16 protein-coding genes are annotated in these 14726 nt (G+C 62.5%); 9 read left to right on the top strand and 7 right to left on the bottom strand.

Annotated features, from left to right (window positions below):
• Positions 1-85: 85 nt before the first annotated feature.
• From fliJ to fliE, 6 genes are read right to left on the bottom strand one after another with little or no spacing between them, the layout of a single operon-like run.
• Entirely contained in the window at positions 86-523 is a 438-nt protein-coding gene (gene fliJ / locus ACQ4WS_RS01460; protein WP_436472993.1) for a flagellar export protein FliJ, read from the bottom strand.
• Positions 524-531: 8 nt separating this feature from the next.
• Positions 532-1842 carry a flagellar protein export ATPase FliI gene (gene fliI, locus ACQ4WS_RS01455; protein ID WP_436472991.1) on the bottom strand — a complete coding sequence of 437 codons (1311 nt, stop codon included), beginning with the start codon at positions 1840-1842 and terminating at the stop codon, positions 532-534.
• Positions 1839-2528 carry a flagellar assembly protein FliH gene (gene fliH / locus ACQ4WS_RS01450; RefSeq protein ID WP_086137683.1) on the bottom strand — a complete coding sequence of 230 codons (690 nt, stop codon included), beginning with the start codon at positions 2526-2528 and terminating at the stop codon, positions 1839-1841. The genes fliI and fliH overlap by 4 nt, the downstream gene beginning before the upstream one ends.
• Entirely contained in the window at positions 2525-3565 is a 1041-nt protein-coding gene (locus ACQ4WS_RS01445; protein ID WP_436472989.1) for a flagellar motor switch protein FliG, read from the bottom strand. Before ACQ4WS_RS01445 ends, fliH begins: the two co-directional genes overlap by 4 nt.
• Positions 3543-5270 carry a flagellar basal-body MS-ring/collar protein FliF gene (fliF, locus tag ACQ4WS_RS01440; protein WP_436472987.1) on the bottom strand — a complete coding sequence of 576 codons (1728 nt, stop codon included), beginning with the start codon at positions 5268-5270 and terminating at the stop codon, positions 3543-3545. Before fliF ends, ACQ4WS_RS01445 begins: the two co-directional genes overlap by 23 nt.
• A 60-nt stretch (positions 5271-5330) precedes the next feature.
• Complete coding sequence (fliE, locus tag ACQ4WS_RS01435; protein WP_034787870.1) at positions 5331-5669, bottom strand: flagellar hook-basal body complex protein FliE; 339 nt, start codon at positions 5667-5669, stop codon at positions 5331-5333.
• A gap of 624 nt (positions 5670-6293) precedes the next feature.
• Between fliE and ACQ4WS_RS01430 the strand changes: the two genes are divergently transcribed.
• The 9 genes from ACQ4WS_RS01430 (at position 6294) to ACQ4WS_RS01390 (ending at position 13431) form a co-directional block, all read left to right on the top strand.
• Entirely contained in the window at positions 6294-7094 is an 801-nt protein-coding gene (locus ACQ4WS_RS01430; protein WP_436472985.1) for a FliM/FliN family flagellar motor switch protein, read from the top strand.
• A gap of 1 nt (position 7095) precedes the next feature.
• Complete coding sequence (locus ACQ4WS_RS01425; RefSeq protein WP_131685934.1) at positions 7096-7461, top strand: FliM/FliN family flagellar motor switch protein; 366 nt, start codon at positions 7096-7098, stop codon at positions 7459-7461.
• Positions 7458-8228 (top strand): flagellar type III secretion system pore protein FliP, encoded by a 771-nt coding sequence (fliP, locus tag ACQ4WS_RS01420; protein WP_436472982.1) that lies wholly within the window; start codon positions 7458-7460, stop codon positions 8226-8228. Before ACQ4WS_RS01425 ends, fliP begins: the two co-directional genes overlap by 4 nt.
• Positions 8229-8231: 3 nt before the next feature.
• Positions 8232-8504 (top strand): flagellar biosynthetic protein FliQ, encoded by a 273-nt coding sequence (locus tag ACQ4WS_RS01415; protein WP_034757874.1) that lies wholly within the window; start codon positions 8232-8234, stop codon positions 8502-8504.
• Positions 8505-8516: 12 nt separating this feature from the next.
• Complete coding sequence (locus tag ACQ4WS_RS01410; protein ID WP_131685936.1) at positions 8517-9317, top strand: flagellar biosynthetic protein FliR; 801 nt, start codon at positions 8517-8519, stop codon at positions 9315-9317.
• A complete protein-coding gene (locus ACQ4WS_RS01405; RefSeq protein WP_436472979.1) occupies positions 9307-10446 on the top strand; it encodes an EscU/YscU/HrcU family type III secretion system export apparatus switch protein in 1140 nt (379 codons plus the stop codon). The genes ACQ4WS_RS01410 and ACQ4WS_RS01405 overlap by 11 nt, the downstream gene beginning before the upstream one ends.
• Complete coding sequence (locus tag ACQ4WS_RS01400; RefSeq protein WP_436472977.1) at positions 10443-12530, top strand: flagellar biosynthesis protein FlhA; 2088 nt, start codon at positions 10443-10445, stop codon at positions 12528-12530. Before ACQ4WS_RS01405 ends, ACQ4WS_RS01400 begins: the two co-directional genes overlap by 4 nt.
• A gap of 224 nt (positions 12531-12754) precedes the next feature.
• Entirely contained in the window at positions 12755-13009 is a 255-nt protein-coding gene (locus ACQ4WS_RS01395; RefSeq protein ID WP_436472975.1) for a type II toxin-antitoxin system Phd/YefM family antitoxin, read from the top strand.
• Complete coding sequence (locus ACQ4WS_RS01390) at positions 13006-13431, top strand: type II toxin-antitoxin system VapC family toxin (protein ID WP_436473165.1); 426 nt, start codon at positions 13006-13008, stop codon at positions 13429-13431. The genes ACQ4WS_RS01395 and ACQ4WS_RS01390 overlap by 4 nt, the downstream gene beginning before the upstream one ends.
• A gap of 147 nt (positions 13432-13578) precedes the next feature.
• Here the strand turns inward: ACQ4WS_RS01390 and ACQ4WS_RS01385 are convergent, their stop codons facing one another.
• Entirely contained in the window at positions 13579-14673 is a 1095-nt protein-coding gene (locus ACQ4WS_RS01385) for a hypothetical protein (protein WP_436472973.1), read from the bottom strand.
• Positions 14674-14726 lie beyond the last annotated feature (53 nt).

Below are 14726 nucleotides of genomic sequence, written 5' to 3'. Positions count from 1 at the left end.
GACTCCTGAATAAAGGGATATACCGGTACAAGGCGACCCCCATTCCCGTTTTGTGAAGTTTTCCTGAAAGAAACTTACACAAACCTCATTTTACCTGCCCGCGGAACCAGAATTGCGTCGCCAGTTCGTCTTGCCGCTTGGCATCAGCCCGTTGTTGCTCATTTGCAACATGTTTTTGTTTTTGCGTCAGCACCTGGTCCAGTACCTCACGTTTGGCCCAGGCCGTATTCAGGGCGCGTTGCGACACGGCCATGTTGGCTTCATGCAGGTGCAAATCGGTACGGTGCTGGTCGGCCATCTGCATCACGGCTTGCTTGAAGTTGCCGCAATTGACAGACAGGGCCAGGGGCAGGGCGCCGCTGGGGCCGCTATCCGTGTACAGGCCCGTCAGGCGCTCCAGGTTTTTCTGGTAGCGCTCGCGCACGGCCGTTTGCGCCGCCATTTCGCCTTGCAGGCGTTCCACTTCGGTACTGCGCAGGCCGACCAGGGTGGTCAGGTTGCGGATGGTATGCGCGTCGCTCACATATGCTCCTAGGCCATGATCTGTTCAAGTTGGGCTATGCACGGCCCCATCGGCGCCTCTTCCTTGGTGCCCTGGCACAGGAAGGCTTCGATGGGCGCGTGCAACTGCACGGCGCGGTCGGTGATCGGGTCGGCGCCTGGCACGTAGGCGCCCAGCGGGATCAGGTCGCGCACGCGCGCATGGCGCGCCATCGACGCTTTCAGCGCGCGCGCCGCCTGCATGTGGCCGGGCGTGATCACCTGCGCCATGCAGCGGCTGATCGAGGCGGCGATGTCGATGGCGGGGTAGTGGCCCCGCTCGGCCAGTTCGCGCGTGAGCACGATGTGGCCGTCGAGAATCGCGCGCGCCGTGTCGACCACCGGGTCTTGCTGGTCGTCGCCTTCGGCCAGCACCGTGTAGATGGCGCTCATGCTGCCATCCTGGTGGGCGCCGTTGCCGGCGCTCTCCACCAGTTGCGGCAAATTGGAAAAGACGGAGGGCGGATAGCCGCGCGTGGCCGGCGGCTCGCCCAGGGCCAGCGCCACTTCGCGCAAGGCCATGGCATAGCGCGTCAGCGAGTCGACCAGCAGCAGCACGTGCTTGCCCTGGTCGCGGTAATGGGCGGCAATCGAGTGGCACAGCTCAGTGGCCATGATGCGCATCAAGGGCGATTCATCGGCCGGCGCGATCACCAGCACGGCCTTTTTCAAGCCTTCGGCGCCGAGCGACTTTTCCACGAATTCGCGCACTTCGCGGCCCCGTTCGCCGATCAGGCCGACGACGACGACATCGGCCACCGTCTGGCGCGTGATCAGGCCCAGCAGCACGCTCTTGCCCACGCCGGAGCCCGCCATCAGGCCCACGCGCTGGCCCTTGCCCAGAGTCAGCATGCTGTTGATCGCCCGCACGCCCACGTCCAGCGGTTCGACCACGGGTTGTTTCTTCAGGGGATTGATCTTCGGTGGCGTGACTTCCAGGATGTGTTCGCCGCCGAGGCGGCCCAGGTCGTCGATCGGTTCGCCCAGGCCATTGACCATGCGGCCCAGCCACGACGGGCCGATCTGCAGGCTGGCCTTGTCGGGCAGGGGCAGTACGCGCGCGCCCGTGGTCAGGCCGGTGGCCTTCTTGAACGGCATCAGGTAGGACAGTTTTTCGCGAAAACCCACGACTTGCGCGTCCAGCCACTCGCCGCTGACAGTTTCAATTTGACAACGCTGGCCCGTGTGCAGGCGGCAGCCGGCGCTTTCCAGCAGCAGGCCGGACGCGCCGACCAGGCGGCCGGTGGGTGTCGCGACCGGGATATCGCCGATCTCGAAGCTGCGCAGCGTGTCGGCGATCATGCAGGCGCGCCCTGGTCCGCGTGTTCGGCGGCCAGCGCCAGATGGCTGCTGACCTGTTCCATGCAGGCCGACAGGCGCTGATGGCAGCCGGCGTCGACTTCATTGTCGCCCGCCTTGATGCGGCATTCGCCCGCGTCGAGGCGCGCGTCGGCGATCAGGTTCCAGCGCTTGGCGCGCTTCGGGTCGAGTTCGCTGATGCGTTTGAGTTCTTCCGGATTGAGGAAGACGTCGATTTCTTCACGCGTGGGCGGCATCGAGGCCAGGGTCTCGTCGACCAGGGCCAGCAGTTGCACCGGCTGCAGCGCCAGTTCCGCGCGTATCACCTGGCGCGCCACCTTGGCCACCAGGTCGACCACTTCCTTGCGCTGCGCCTCGCGGTAGTCGGCGCGCACTTTTTTCAGGTCGCGCAGGATGGCGTCGACGGGGCGCGCCAGGCGGTCCAGCGCCACCAGGGTTTCATTGCGGCCTTCTTCGCGGCCCTGCGCCATGCCATCGCTGCGCCCGGCGTCGTAGCCGTCTTGCTGGCCTTGCACCAGGCCCACTTCGTAGCCGTCGCGCTGGCCCTGCTCGAAGCCTTCCGAGACGGATGCCTGCCACTGGCCATCCGTGTCCTCGTTGGAGGCACGCTGGCCGGCGGCGATGAATTGCGACAGGGGCGGGAAGCGATACGAGCGGAAGTGCTTCATTCGATCACCGCTTCGGCAAACAGTTGCACTTCGATCTCGCCCGCATCGGCGAGGCCCTTGACGGTGGCCATGATTTCCTGGCGCGTCTGTTCGATACGGGAGAGTGGCACGGGGCCGGAACGGCGCATCATGTCTTCGAAGCTCTGTGCCTGACGGCGCGGCATGGTTTTCAGCACGGCGTCGCGGATCGACAGTTCCGCGCCCTTGAGTGCAATCGCCCACTGTTCCATCGGCACATCTTCCAGGATGCGCGTGAGCGTGACATCGCTCTGTGTGGCCAGGATCAGGAAGTCGTACATGCTCAGTTCGATTTCCGAGACCACGTCCGGGTCGTGCGCGCGCAGCAGTTCGACCAGTGCGGCGCGGTTGCCCGGCATGCGGTTGAGAATCTCGGCGGCCTGGCGGATGCCTTCCACGCTGGTGCTTTGCGTGTCGAGCGTGCCCAGGCAGCGGCCCACCAGTTCGTCGAGCTCGACCAGCAGGTCGCGGTCGATCTCGTCCAGGCGCGCCAGGTTCAGCAAGACCAGGTCGCGGCCTTCGATGGGCAGGGCGTCGAGGATCTGGCCCGCCAGCGCGGGCGGCAGGAAGGCCAGGAACACGGCTTGCATCTGCACGTGCTCGTTGACGATGTATTCGGCCAGCCATTTTGGCGAAGCCCACTGCAGGCGCGCCATTTTGGGACGGATGGCGTCGCCGTAAATGTTGTTCAGCACGCTATTTGCGATATCGCTGCCCAGCGCCATGTCCAGCGAGCGCTTCAGGTAGCTGCGCGAGGCGCCGTGCACGCCGCTTTGCTGGCGGTAGTCGTCGAAGAAAGTCTGCATGGCCGTCTTGACGGATTCGACCTTGATGCCGCTCATGCGCGACATCACTTGCGTGACTTCCAGCAATTCTTCGCGCGACAGGCAGCGCAGCACATTGGCGGCCTGTTCTTCGCCGATGCTCAGCAGCACGATGGCGGCCTGTTCCACGGGGTTCAGGCTGACGCTTTCGTACTCTGCGCCGTCGGAGGGATTATTGTTGTTGAGTTCGGCCATTTTTCTGCATCCATTGTTTGACGACTTCGGCGACACGCTCGGGTTCTTTTTCAGCCAGCACTTTCAGATGATCGACCATCACGTCGACCGCCGAGCCAGGTGGCGGCAAGTCATAGTTTTCCAGCAGCGGCACGACCGGCATGTTGCCAGCGGCGGTCTCGCCTTCGAGCGCCAGCGGGCTGCCATTCGCGCCCAGGGCTGGCGCGCCGGCGGCGGCCACGCCATTCACGCCGGCGGCGCTGTTGCCGCCCAGCGCCAGGGCTGGATCGAGCTGTTTCAGGGGCGGCGGCGCCAGGCGCGTGGTCAGCAGGCGCAGCAGCGGACGCAGGATCAGGAAGTAGCCGAGCACGGCGCCCAGGGCGTACAGCAGCCAGCTGCTGAAATCGACGACGGTGTCGCGCTCTTCCCACCACTGCGCCACGGGCGGCTTGGCCGGGAAGGCCAGCGCCGTCAGGCTCAGGCTGTCGCCGCGCTGGGCGTTGATGCCCAGGCCGCTACTCAGCATTTTTTCGATATTGCCCAGTTCGGCAGGGGTCCAGCCGGTTTTCGGATTCGGTGCGGCGGCGCTGTTGAGGACCACGGCGACGCTGAGTTTTTCCAGGCGGCCACGGCTGCGCTTGATCTGCGTGATGCTGCGGTCGTAGGCGTACTGGCGCGTGGTAGCGTTCTTGCGGGCCGTGCCATCGTCGGATGGCTTCGGCGCGCCATCGGCGGCGGCGCCGGGGGCGTCGGCCGGTGCCGGCACGGCGGCCGCTGGCGGACGGTTCGACAGGCTGCCGGGAATGCCGGCCACGGTGCGGTTGCGTTCCTGCTCTTCGCGCATCGCTTCGCTCGTCACTTTCGGCGCTTCGCCGTATTTTTCCAGCGTTTCGTCCACGCGGTCATTGTTCACGGCGGCCGTCACGCTGAGCTTGAAGTTGTCTTCGCCGATGACGGGGCCCAGCAAGCCCGTGACGTTGCGGCGGATTTCATCCTGGAAGCGCTTCGCGCCTTCATTGCCGGCGGCCGAGGCATCGAAGCCGTCCGCCAGGTCGATGTGCGAGGACAGCAGGTTGCCGCCCTGGTCGACCAGGCTCACGCGCGTAGGCGCCAGGCTGGCGACGCTGCCGGCCACCATATTGATGACGGCGGCGATCTGTTCCGGCGCCAGGGTGCGCCCCGGTTTCAGTGCCACCACCACGGAAGCGGAGGATTTGTCGCCGTCGCTGGCGACAAACGAGGTTGATTTGGCAATCGACAGATGGACGCGCGCCGAAGCGATCGCGTCCATCGTCATGATGCTTTGCGCCAGTTCGCCTTCCAGGCCGCGGCGGAAGCGCACGTCCTGCACGAATTGGGAAACACCCAGCGGGTCATTTTTGTCCATCAGCTCCAGGCCGGCCGGCAGCTGCGCCGTCACGCCCTTCGCGGCCAGCAGCATGCGCACCTTGCCCAGCATGGCGTCGGGCACCAGCACCTGGCCGCTGTCCGGATGCAAACGGTAGGGGATGTGTTCGGCGTCCAGGGTTGCCATCATGTCCGTCACGGCCACTTTTTCGCGCGCGCCAAACACCGGCTTGTAGTTGGCCTGGTCGCGCCAGGCATACAGGGTCACCATGGCGGTGATGCCGATGGCCAGCACGACGATGGGGACCAGGTTTTTCAGCAGGGCGGGCGGAATGGCGGGCTGGGCGCCAGGGCGCCAGCGCGCAAATGCGGACTTCATGGTGGTAATCACTTGGGGTAACTTTCGCTGGGAGGCTGGGCGTGGATCAGGGCGTGAAGATTACAGAGGCAGTTTGATGAGTTCGTCGACGGCGCCCATGACCTTGTTGCGCACTTGCATCAACATGGAAAAGGACAGGCTCGCTTCCTGGCTGGCCAGCATGGCGCCGACCATGTCGTCGCTCTTGCCGCTGTCGACGTCGCTCATTTTTTGCGCCGCCATGCGGTCGTCGCCGTTGACCTTGCCGATGGCGTCTTTCATGCTTTGCGCAAAGGAGAAACCGGATTGTTCCGGCGCGCCGAACTGGGCGGCAGGTGCGATGCTGGCGCCCAGGGCGCGCGCGTCATTGCTCAGTGCTGCCAGATCGGCCTTGATCAGACCTGCGAGTTCGTTGCTCATCTTGCCCTCTACTTTCAATATGCGGTGACGTATCAATCAGAAATTACTGGTGTTGCCATTTCGGCCGGCATTACATCCAATGCCATCTTGCCTGGCCCGATTTACAGGGCCCATCAGTTTTATCAGTTGCCACACCATCCGCTCAAGCAGATTCAAACAAACCCGGCAAACCCACGCCGACATGATTTACATGGCCATGATAACTAATAATTATCTGATAAAAGTTTCTTCTGGTGGCAATAAGAGGTACTGGAAACTGCCATAAAAACCGGAATCAGGTAAGCGGAATGGCGCACTGCAAATCACTATTAAGTCGCTATAAGCTTACCTCGCGGCAACTATAAAGTAAAGAGTGGATTGCCTCAAGGAATATTGATACGTGGCAATATTTTGCATTTTCATGTATTGTTCAGCACCGCAGTCATCTAGCATGCGATACGATGCGCAATCGTTTGCTTGCAGATCGATAGGCAAGGTCAAGATGATGCTGTATTTAATTTCGGGTGATCCGTATAATTTGTTCTGCCACCGCAATACGACATGACCCACATGATAACCACTAAGACAGATCAAACTGTGCGCCATCAAGTCCTCGATTCTTGTCTGCTTGGACGTCCTGTCCATTTGCTGCATGTATTCGGCGCTCAGCTGCGCGACGACCTGGCCGTGGCCCTGCGCCAGCCGATGAGTCGCCGCTACTGGGGCAATTTCCAGATCGATGGCGTGAGCTTGTCGCGCGTGGACAACGAGGACAGCGTGAATCGCTGGCTGAGTTTTTCCACGCCGGCCAGCCAGACGGGCTTTGCCCTCGAACGGCAGATCCTCTTGAGCGTGCTGAACTATCGCTATGGGAGTGCCGGCGCCAAGGGCGCGCTGCCCGATCCGGCGCAGGTACGCGTGACGGCCACCGAGGAACGCCTAGCTGTGGTGCTGGGACAACAGTTGGTGAACGGTTTGTTCGCCCGCGTCCACAAGAATTTGCAAACCCTGGGCAAGAGCAGCGACATCGACACCAGTGCCGAGGTCGCCGTGCAGTCGGGCGTGCATCCGGCGCGCGGCAGCTGGATCGTCACTGTGGCGCTCAGCGACGTCGAGGCGGGGCAGAGCGGCCAGTTCTGGTTCTCGCTGGACAAACGCCTGATGGCCGACGTGCTGCGCGGCCTGCTGCCCGAGCGCGCGCAAGCGAAGAAAGCCTTGCGCGGCAGCGTGCGCCCGCTCGCTTCGCGCCTGCAAGTAACCCTGGAAGGCCGGCTCGTCAGCAAGCAGATGCAGCTGGGCGCCTTGTTCGACCTGCGCGTGGGCGATGTGATTCCCGTCAGCCTGAGCCGCACCGACGTCATGCTCGACGACTCCCGTTTATTTACAGCTGCTGTTTCCGAACACAAGGGCAAGCTCTGTTTAACCTCATTTGAAGATGTCGAATAATATGAATATCACCGATACCAACCAGAGCGAAACCTTGCTGGAAGACCTGGGCGATGACATGATCATCGACCAGGGCGACGTGGCCGACGTGGCCAGCACCCGCGCGCGGCGCGACATTCCGCAGATGATGCGCAAGATTCCCGTGACCCTGACGCTGGAAGTGGGCTCGGCCCGCATCTCGCTGGAAGAGTTGATGGCCATCGGCCCTGAAAGCGTGATCGAACTCGACATGCTGGCCGGCGAGCCGCTGGTGATCAAGGTCAATGGCACGCCGATCGGCCGCGCCGAAGTGGTGGTGGCCGGCGAGAACTATGGCCTGAAAGTCATCGACCTCGACGGCCTCAATCTCGACCTGATGACAGCATGAAGCTGGCGGTATCCGGTTTGAGCCGGCGCCGCGGCGCGCTGGCTGCCGCGCTGGCTGTTCCCGTTCTGATGCTGTGCTGCAACGCCGCTGGCGCGCAGGACCTGCTGTCCGGCATAGTGCCGGGCGCGAAGACCGACCTGTCGGTGAAGATGCAGATCCTGGTCGTCATGACCCTGCTCGGGCTGCTGCCCGTGATGGTCATGATGATGACCAGCTTTACCCGCTTCGTCATCGTGCTGTCGCTGCTGCGCCAGGCCCTGGGCCTGCAGCAGGGCTTGCCCAACCGCATCGTCACCGGCATCGCCCTGATACTCACTTTGCTGGTCATGCGCCCCATCGGCGACCAGGTGTGGAAGGAAGCGTTCGTGCCGTACGACCGCGACCAGATCGGCATGCAAGAAGCCCTGAAGATCGCCGAAGTGCCGATTTCGCGCTTCATGCTGGCGCAGACCAGCAAGGCCGCGCTGGCGCAGATCGCGCACCTGGCCGGCGAACCGTCGAGCATGCGCCCGCAAGACCACAGTTTCACGGTCAAGCTGGCCGCGTTTGTGTTGTCCGAACTCAAGACGGCGTTCCAGATCGGCTGCATGCTGTTCATTCCGTTCCTCATCATCGACCTGGTGGTGGCGTCGGTGCTGATGGCCATGGGCATGATGATGCTCTCGCCGCTGGTGATATCATTGCCGTTCAAGCTGCTGCTGTTCGTGCTGGTCGACGGCTGGACCCTGACCGTCAACACTTTAGTCACCAGCATACAGGGCTATTGACCGATGTTTACGCCTGAAGTCGCCGTCGACCTGATCATCGAAGCGCTGCATGTCGTGATGCTGCTGGTGGTGATCCTGGTCGTGCCGGGTTTGCTCATGGGCTTGCTGGTCGCGCTGGTGCAGGCGGCCACCTCGATCAATGAACAGACCATGAGTTTCCTGCCGCGCCTGCTAGTCACCCTGCTGGCCCTGATCCTGGCCGGACGCTGGATGGCCGGTTACCTGATGGATTATTGCGTGTCCATTTTTCAGCGCGCCGCCACCCTGGTCGGATAGCGCCGCGCGCCCATGGATCAGATTTTCAATCAGGTGCTGCCGTTTCTGCTGGCCGTATGGTGGCCGTTCTGCCGCATCCTGGCCATGCTCAGCGCCTCGCCCGTGATCGGCGACGCCATGGTGCCGGTCCCCGTGCGGGTGCTGCTGTCGCTGGTGCTGGCGATCCTGATGCTGCCCGTGATGCAGGCGTCTGGCGTCTCGCAGGACTTGCTGAAGATCGATCCGTTTTCCCTGCACGCCGTCGTCGCCACCCTGGAGCAGGCCATCATCGGCTTCGTCCTCGGCCTGGCTTTCCACTTCGCCATGTCCGTCATGTCGGTGCTCGGCTACCTGGTGTCGAGCCAGGTGGGCTTCTCCATGGCCGTCATGAACGACCCGCTCAATGGCACCTCGTCGGACGTGATCACGGGTTTGCTCACCATCATGTGCATGATCGTGTTTTTCGCCATCGACGGCCATCTGGTGCTGACGGGCGTGATCGGCGCCAGTTTCACGGCCTGGCCCGTGGGGCAGGGTTACGGGCCGCTGCTGCTGCAGACGGTGGCCTATAACGTGGCTTGGATCTTCGCCGCCGCCATGCTGCTGGCCTTGCCCATCGTTTTTTCCACCATGGTGGTGCAACTGGGCTTTGGTTTCCTGAACCGGGTGGCGCCGTCGCTGAACCTGTTTTCGCTGGGTTTTTCCATGATCACCATGTTCGGCCTGCTGATGCTGATACAGATTGTGCGCTTTATTCCGGAGCACTATATCGCCATGACGAATCGCGTGCTCGACATGATCGCCGAACAGATGCGGGTGGCCCATGGCGGATAGCAGCACGGGCGACAAGACAGAAAAGGCCTCACAGCAAAAGCTGAAGAAGTCGCGCCAGGAAGGGCAGGTGGTGCGTTCGCGCGACCTGTCGACGGCCTTGGGCATCCTGATCAGCATGAAGGTCTTCATTTACCTGCTGCCGGGCTACCTGCAAAGCTTTCGCGAGCTGTTCGCCATGGCCTTCATGCCGCTCGACAGCAAGGGCGCGCTGGAAAATGCCATGTCGATGGCGTTTACCACCTCGGTGGGTTTGCTGATCAAGATGATCGTGCCGCTGTTTTGCGTGCCCCTGTTCGTCGTGCTCGGCTCATTGATCCCCGGCGGCTGGGTCATCAGCACGAAGAACTGGATGCCGAAGATGGAGCGCCTGAGCCCGGCCAAGAACCTGGGCCGTTTGATCGCGCCCAAGCATGCTTTTGAATTCGGCTTGTCCATCGCCAAGGCTGCCGTGCTGGGCATGGTGCTGGTGCATGTCAGCCGCTCCAGCCTGAGGCAGTACGTGGACTTGCAGCACCGGCCTTTGCAGCAAGCCATGCTCGATGGCTCGGCGCTGATGCTCGATGGCTTGATGGCGCTCATTTCCGTCTTCGTCCTGTTTGCCATCATCGACGTGCCGGCGCAGGCGTTCTTCTTTGCCCGCAACCAGCGCATGAGCAAGCAGGATGTCAAGGAAGAACATAAAAGCAGCGAAGGCCGCCCCGAAGTGCGCCAGCGCATCCGCCAGTTGCAGCAGCAGATCGGCCGGCGCAGCGTGCGCAAGACGGTGCCCGACGCCGACGTGGTGATCGTCAATCCCGAGCATTACGCCGTCGCGCTCAAGTATGACCAGGACCGCGCCGAGGCGCCGTTTGTCGTTGCCAAGGGCGTCGACGAGATGGCGCTGTATATCCGCCAAGTGGCGAAGGAACACCATATTGAAACGCTGGAGTTGCCGCCGCTGGCGCGCGCCATCTACAACACCAGCCAGGTGCAGCAGCAGATTCCCGTGCAACTGTACCAGGCCGTGTCACAGGTGCTCAACTACATACTGCAGCTGAAAGCATTCCGGTCCGGGCAGCGTGCTGCCCAGCCCGTATTACCCACCGAGATGGCCGTGCCATCTCATTTGAGCGAGGTAGTCCCTTCATGAATTTCCTGAACCGGTTGGTTGCCGAAATGCGCCGCCACAAGTTCGCCACGCCGCTGTTCCTGCTGGTGATACTGGCCATGATCATCCTGCCGCTGCCGCCCGTGCTGCTCGATATCTTGTTCACTTTCAATATCGTGCTGGCACTGATCGTCATCCTCGTCAGCGTGTCGGCCAAGCGGCCACTCGATTTCTCCGTCTTCCCGACGGTGATCCTGGCCACCACCATGCTCCGGCTGACCTTGAATGTGGCCTCGACGCGCGTGGTGTTGCTGCACGGCCATACGGGCGCGGACGCGGCCGGTAAGGTGATCGAGGCCTTCGGTAACGTGGTGATCGGCGGCAACTTCGTCGTCGGTATCGTGGTCTTCGTGATCTTGATGATCATCAACTTCGCCGTCGTCACCAAGGGCGCCGAGCGCATCTCGGAAGTATCCGCGCGCTTTACCCTCGATGCCTTGCCAGGCAAGCAGATGGCCATCGATGCCGACTTGAACGCCGGCCTGATCAATCAGGAAAAAGCCCAGATCCGCCGCAAGGACGTGGCCGCTGAAGCCGATTTCTATGGTGCCATGGACGGCGCGTCGAAGTTCGTGCGCGGCGATGCCGTCGCCAGTATCTTGATTTTGATCATCAACATGGTCGGTGGCGTGGCCATCGGCTCGCTGATGCACGACTTGTCGTTCGGCGATGCCTTCCGTCAATACGCACTGCTGACCATCGGTGATGGTCTGGTGGCGCAGATTCCGGCGCTGCTGCTGTCGGCTGCGGCCGCCATCCTGGTCACCCGCATCAGCGATTCGGGCGACTTCGAACAGCAAGTGGCAGGCCAGGTGCTGACCTCTCCAACAGTGATCTACAGCGCGGCCGGCATGATGGTGGCGCTGGCATTGATCCCGGGCATGCCGTGGTTCATGTTCATGACCTTTGCGGGCGTGCTGGCTTTTGTTGCCTGGCGCCTGACCAAGCGCGTGAAGGGGCCCGACGCTGCCGGCATGGCGGCTATCGAGGCGGCCTTGCGCGACGAGCGTCCGGCCGAACTGGAGTGGCAGCAACTGCCAGCCGTGCAGCCGCTGATGGTGATGCTCGGCTACAAGCTGGTTGGCATGGTGGATAAAACCCAGGGCGAACCGTTGAACAAGCGGGTCAAGGGCGTGCGCCAGAGCCTGTCCGAGGCCATGGGCTTGCTGCTGCCAAATATCGGCGTGCGCGACGACCTGGCCCTGAAGCCGTCGCAATACGCGATCGTGCTGTCGGGCACCGTGGTGGCGCAGGCGGAAGTGCAGGCCGACCGCCTGATGGCGATCCCCTCGCCGAACGTGTATGGCCAACTGGACGGTATTCCCGGCATCGAGCCTGCCTACGGCATGCCCGTCACGTGGATAGAACCGAGTGAAAAGGCGCATGCGCTGGGCCTCGGTTACCAGGTCATCGAGGCGCCCAGCGTGATCGCCACGCACTTGTCGAAAATGGTGCGCGAATACTTGCCGGAACTGTTCCGCCACGAAGATGTCTCGAACATGATGGAACGCCTGACGGCCCTGTCGCCCAAGCTGGCTGGCGCGCTGGACAAGGCGCTGACGCACACGCAGCTGCTGCGCGTGTTCCGCGTCTTGCTGGCGGAAAATGTGTCGCTGAAGGATATCGTGCCCATCGCCACCACCTTGCTCGACAGTTCGGAAACGACCAAGGATCCGATCTTGCTGGCGGCCGAAGTGCGCTGCGCGCTGCGGCGCCAGATCGTCAGCGGCCTGTTCGGCCAGAAGATGGAAATGCAGGCGTTTAACCTGGGTGGCGAGCTTGAAAACATGCTGCTCGGCTCGCTGAACCAGGCGCGTCAGTCCGGCAAGGTGACGCTGGATAATTACCCGATCGACCCGCACCTGCTGTCGCAACTGCAAGTAAACATGCCGGTGGCGCGCGAGCAGATGAAGCAGCAGGCCACGCCGCCGCTGCTGCTGGTGCTGCCGCAGATCCGTCCGCTGCTGGCCCGCTACGCGCGCCTGTTCGCACCTGGCCTGCATGTGCTGTCGTACAACGAAATCCCGGAAAACCGCGAAGTGAGCATCATCGGCACGGTGGGGTAACATGAAAACCGGCGCTCACTCATGGCGCCGGTTTTTTATTCCGCGTCTATCTTGTTTCAGGCGGCTGCGCACCACGCGCAGGCCGGCGCCCCGGCGAATGATTCAACAAAGCCGCTTGTCATGCACATTCCACGCAATGGCCGTTTGCCGACGCTAAAATAGTTGCCCTTGTTTTTTATTGTGTAGTAACATGGCTACATTATTCAATCATGCGAGGTGCCGCCATGATCATTACCACCTTATCAAGTCGCGAGTTCAATCAAGGGGCGAGCGAGGCAAAACGGGCCGCAAACAATGGGCCTGTGTTCATTACAGACAGAGGCCGGCCGGCGCATGTTCTGATGAGCATCGAGCTTTATCAGCGTATTACCGGAAGCCACAAGAAGATTGCCGATTTGCTGGCAATGCCGGGCATCGCCGATGTTGATTTTGAGATTCCGCGCTCGCGTGAGCTTGCACGACCTGTGGACTTTTCCTGATGTTCCTTCTTGATACCAACGTGGTCTCTGAGCTGCGAAAAATTCGCCTTGGCCGAGCCGATAAAAATGTGACGCAGTGGGCCGACAGTGTGGATGCCGTAGACCTGTATTTGTCGGCCATCGCCGTGCAGGAGCTGGAAATGGGTGTGTTGTTGCTCGAGCGCCGCGACCCTCCACAAGGCGCTATTTTCCGGACTTGGTTCGAGAGCCATGTTTTGCCTGCCTTTGCCGGCCGTATCCTGCCGGTTGATACAGCAGTTGCGCAGCGTTGCGCAGCGCTTCATGTGCCCGACCCGCGCCCGGCCATGGATAGCCTGATTGCAGCAACCGCGCTTGTTCATGGCATGACCGTGGTAACGCGAAACGTGGCTGATTTCCAATCATCTGGCGTGACGATACTCAATCCATGGGAGGCCCAATGATCGACACACGATCAGCAATGCCGTTCTGAACAAATTATGTTGGCGCTGACTCTTTTACTTGACTTCAGTCTCGGCCGGGCTGGACCGATTCTTCAGCACAAAGTTCGGGCTGAGCACCCCTTGATCGCGCATGAACTACCCCGTGTTTTAATCCTGCTCGTCGATGGCCGGCAGCAGGTCTTGCGCCGCCGGCTCCATCTGGAGCAGCGACACTTCTTCAGCCATATCACCGTCGCCGTAGTCATAGCCCAGCGGCGCTGCCACTTCCCTCGATGTCACGACCTCTTCCTCGGGGGCGGCGGGAGCCGGCGCGGCCTGCTCGTCCGGGTTGGCAGCAGCTTCCGCTGGCGGCTGCGTCAGCAATAGCGCCACTTCCGCCATGGCGCGGAACAGGGCCAGCGACAGCGAGGCGGCGCCCGCCTGCATCGGGTAATTGCCGTGCATGCGCTGCGCATGCAACTGGCGGTTCAGGCGGCAGCGCACCACGCGCAGGCCGGCGCGCCGCACGGCGTCAGCGATCTCGGGCAGGGCCAGGCGCAAATGGCGCAGCGCGGCTTCCTCGTCGGCAGCCAGCTCCAGCAGCACGCCATCGCCGGCCGGTTCCATCTGGATCACGACGCGGCCGATGCCGATGATGATCAGTTCGACGCGCAGCGCCACCTTGCCGCGCCGCCTGGGCGCCGCATTTTCTTCCTCGTCGCTGGCCAGCACGCGCAGCAGCAGGCGCTGGCCGCCCCAGCCATACACGGCAAAGCGCCACGCTTCGCTGTCGACCGTCAAGGGTGGACGGGCGCCTTCGCGCAGCAGGGCCGGTTGCTGCTCAGCCATGAACAGATTGCCCGGTACGTGCTGGCCGCGCGCCTGTTCCTGCAGGGCCGCATAGTGCTCGCCATACGTCTTGACCATCACGCGCCACGAGGCGGCCAGCTGCGCCGCGTCGGGCGGCTGCCAGACCAGTTGGCGCGTGAAAAACAGCTGATTGACCTGCATGGCGCTGCTGTCGCGCGGCATGGCGCCACCGGCGCCATCGGCATTCGGCTTGATGAGGGACGCCAGGCTGTCCTGTCCCTTCTGCTGCAGCTGGGCGGGCAGGGTGCCGGCGTCGGGCGCGGGCGCCATGTAGGGGCCGATGGGTACCAGCGGCTGGACCACGCCCGGCACCATCGGCGTGGCGGGGCTGACGTCGAAGCGCTGGGTAATCAGGGGCAGGGGATTGCCTGCGGAGACACGCTCTATCGCCATTGCTGCTCCTCCCGCATGGGATGAATAAAAAAAAGCCAACTGCTTGCGCAGTT

The organism is Janthinobacterium leeuwenhoeki (genome assembly GCF_051380795.1).
In the GTDB taxonomy this organism is placed as follows: domain Bacteria; phylum Pseudomonadota; class Gammaproteobacteria; order Burkholderiales; family Burkholderiaceae_D; genus Janthinobacterium.
The sequence above is the reverse complement of the archived record's forward strand: the minus strand, read 5'-3'. Positions and strand labels throughout refer to the sequence as shown.

What these genes read in the sequence shown, in the direction of transcription:
- fliI (WP_436472991.1), bottom strand. Translation starts at nt 1,842, where the DNA reads ATGATCGCCGACACGCTGCGCAGCTTCGAGATCGGCGATATCCCGGTC.
- fliH (WP_086137683.1), bottom strand. Translation starts at nt 2,528, where the DNA reads ATGAAGCACTTCCGCTCGTATCGCTTCCCGCCCCTGTCGCAATTCATC.
- ACQ4WS_RS01445 (WP_436472989.1), bottom strand. Translation starts at nt 3,565, where the DNA reads ATGGCCGAACTCAACAACAATAATCCCTCCGACGGCGCAGAGTACGAA.
- fliF (WP_436472987.1), bottom strand. Translation starts at nt 5,270, where the DNA reads ATGAAGTCCGCATTTGCGCGCTGGCGCCCTGGCGCCCAGCCCGCCATT.
- fliE (WP_034787870.1), bottom strand. Translation starts at nt 5,669, where the DNA reads ATGAGCAACGAACTCGCAGGTCTGATCAAGGCCGATCTGGCAGCACTG.
- ACQ4WS_RS01425 (WP_131685934.1), top strand. Translation starts at nt 7,096, where the DNA reads ATGAATATCACCGATACCAACCAGAGCGAAACCTTGCTGGAAGACCTG.
- fliP (WP_436472982.1), top strand. Translation starts at nt 7,458, where the DNA reads ATGAAGCTGGCGGTATCCGGTTTGAGCCGGCGCCGCGGCGCGCTGGCT.
- ACQ4WS_RS01415 (WP_034757874.1), top strand. Translation starts at nt 8,232, where the DNA reads ATGTTTACGCCTGAAGTCGCCGTCGACCTGATCATCGAAGCGCTGCAT.
- ACQ4WS_RS01410 (WP_131685936.1), top strand. Translation starts at nt 8,517, where the DNA reads ATGGATCAGATTTTCAATCAGGTGCTGCCGTTTCTGCTGGCCGTATGG.
- ACQ4WS_RS01405 (WP_436472979.1), top strand. Translation starts at nt 9,307, where the DNA reads ATGGCGGATAGCAGCACGGGCGACAAGACAGAAAAGGCCTCACAGCAA.
- ACQ4WS_RS01400 (WP_436472977.1), top strand. Translation starts at nt 10,443, where the DNA reads ATGAATTTCCTGAACCGGTTGGTTGCCGAAATGCGCCGCCACAAGTTC.
- ACQ4WS_RS01395 (WP_436472975.1), top strand. Translation starts at nt 12,755, where the DNA reads ATGATCATTACCACCTTATCAAGTCGCGAGTTCAATCAAGGGGCGAGC.
- ACQ4WS_RS01385 (WP_436472973.1), bottom strand. Translation starts at nt 14,673, where the DNA reads ATGGCGATAGAGCGTGTCTCCGCAGGCAATCCCCTGCCCCTGATTACC.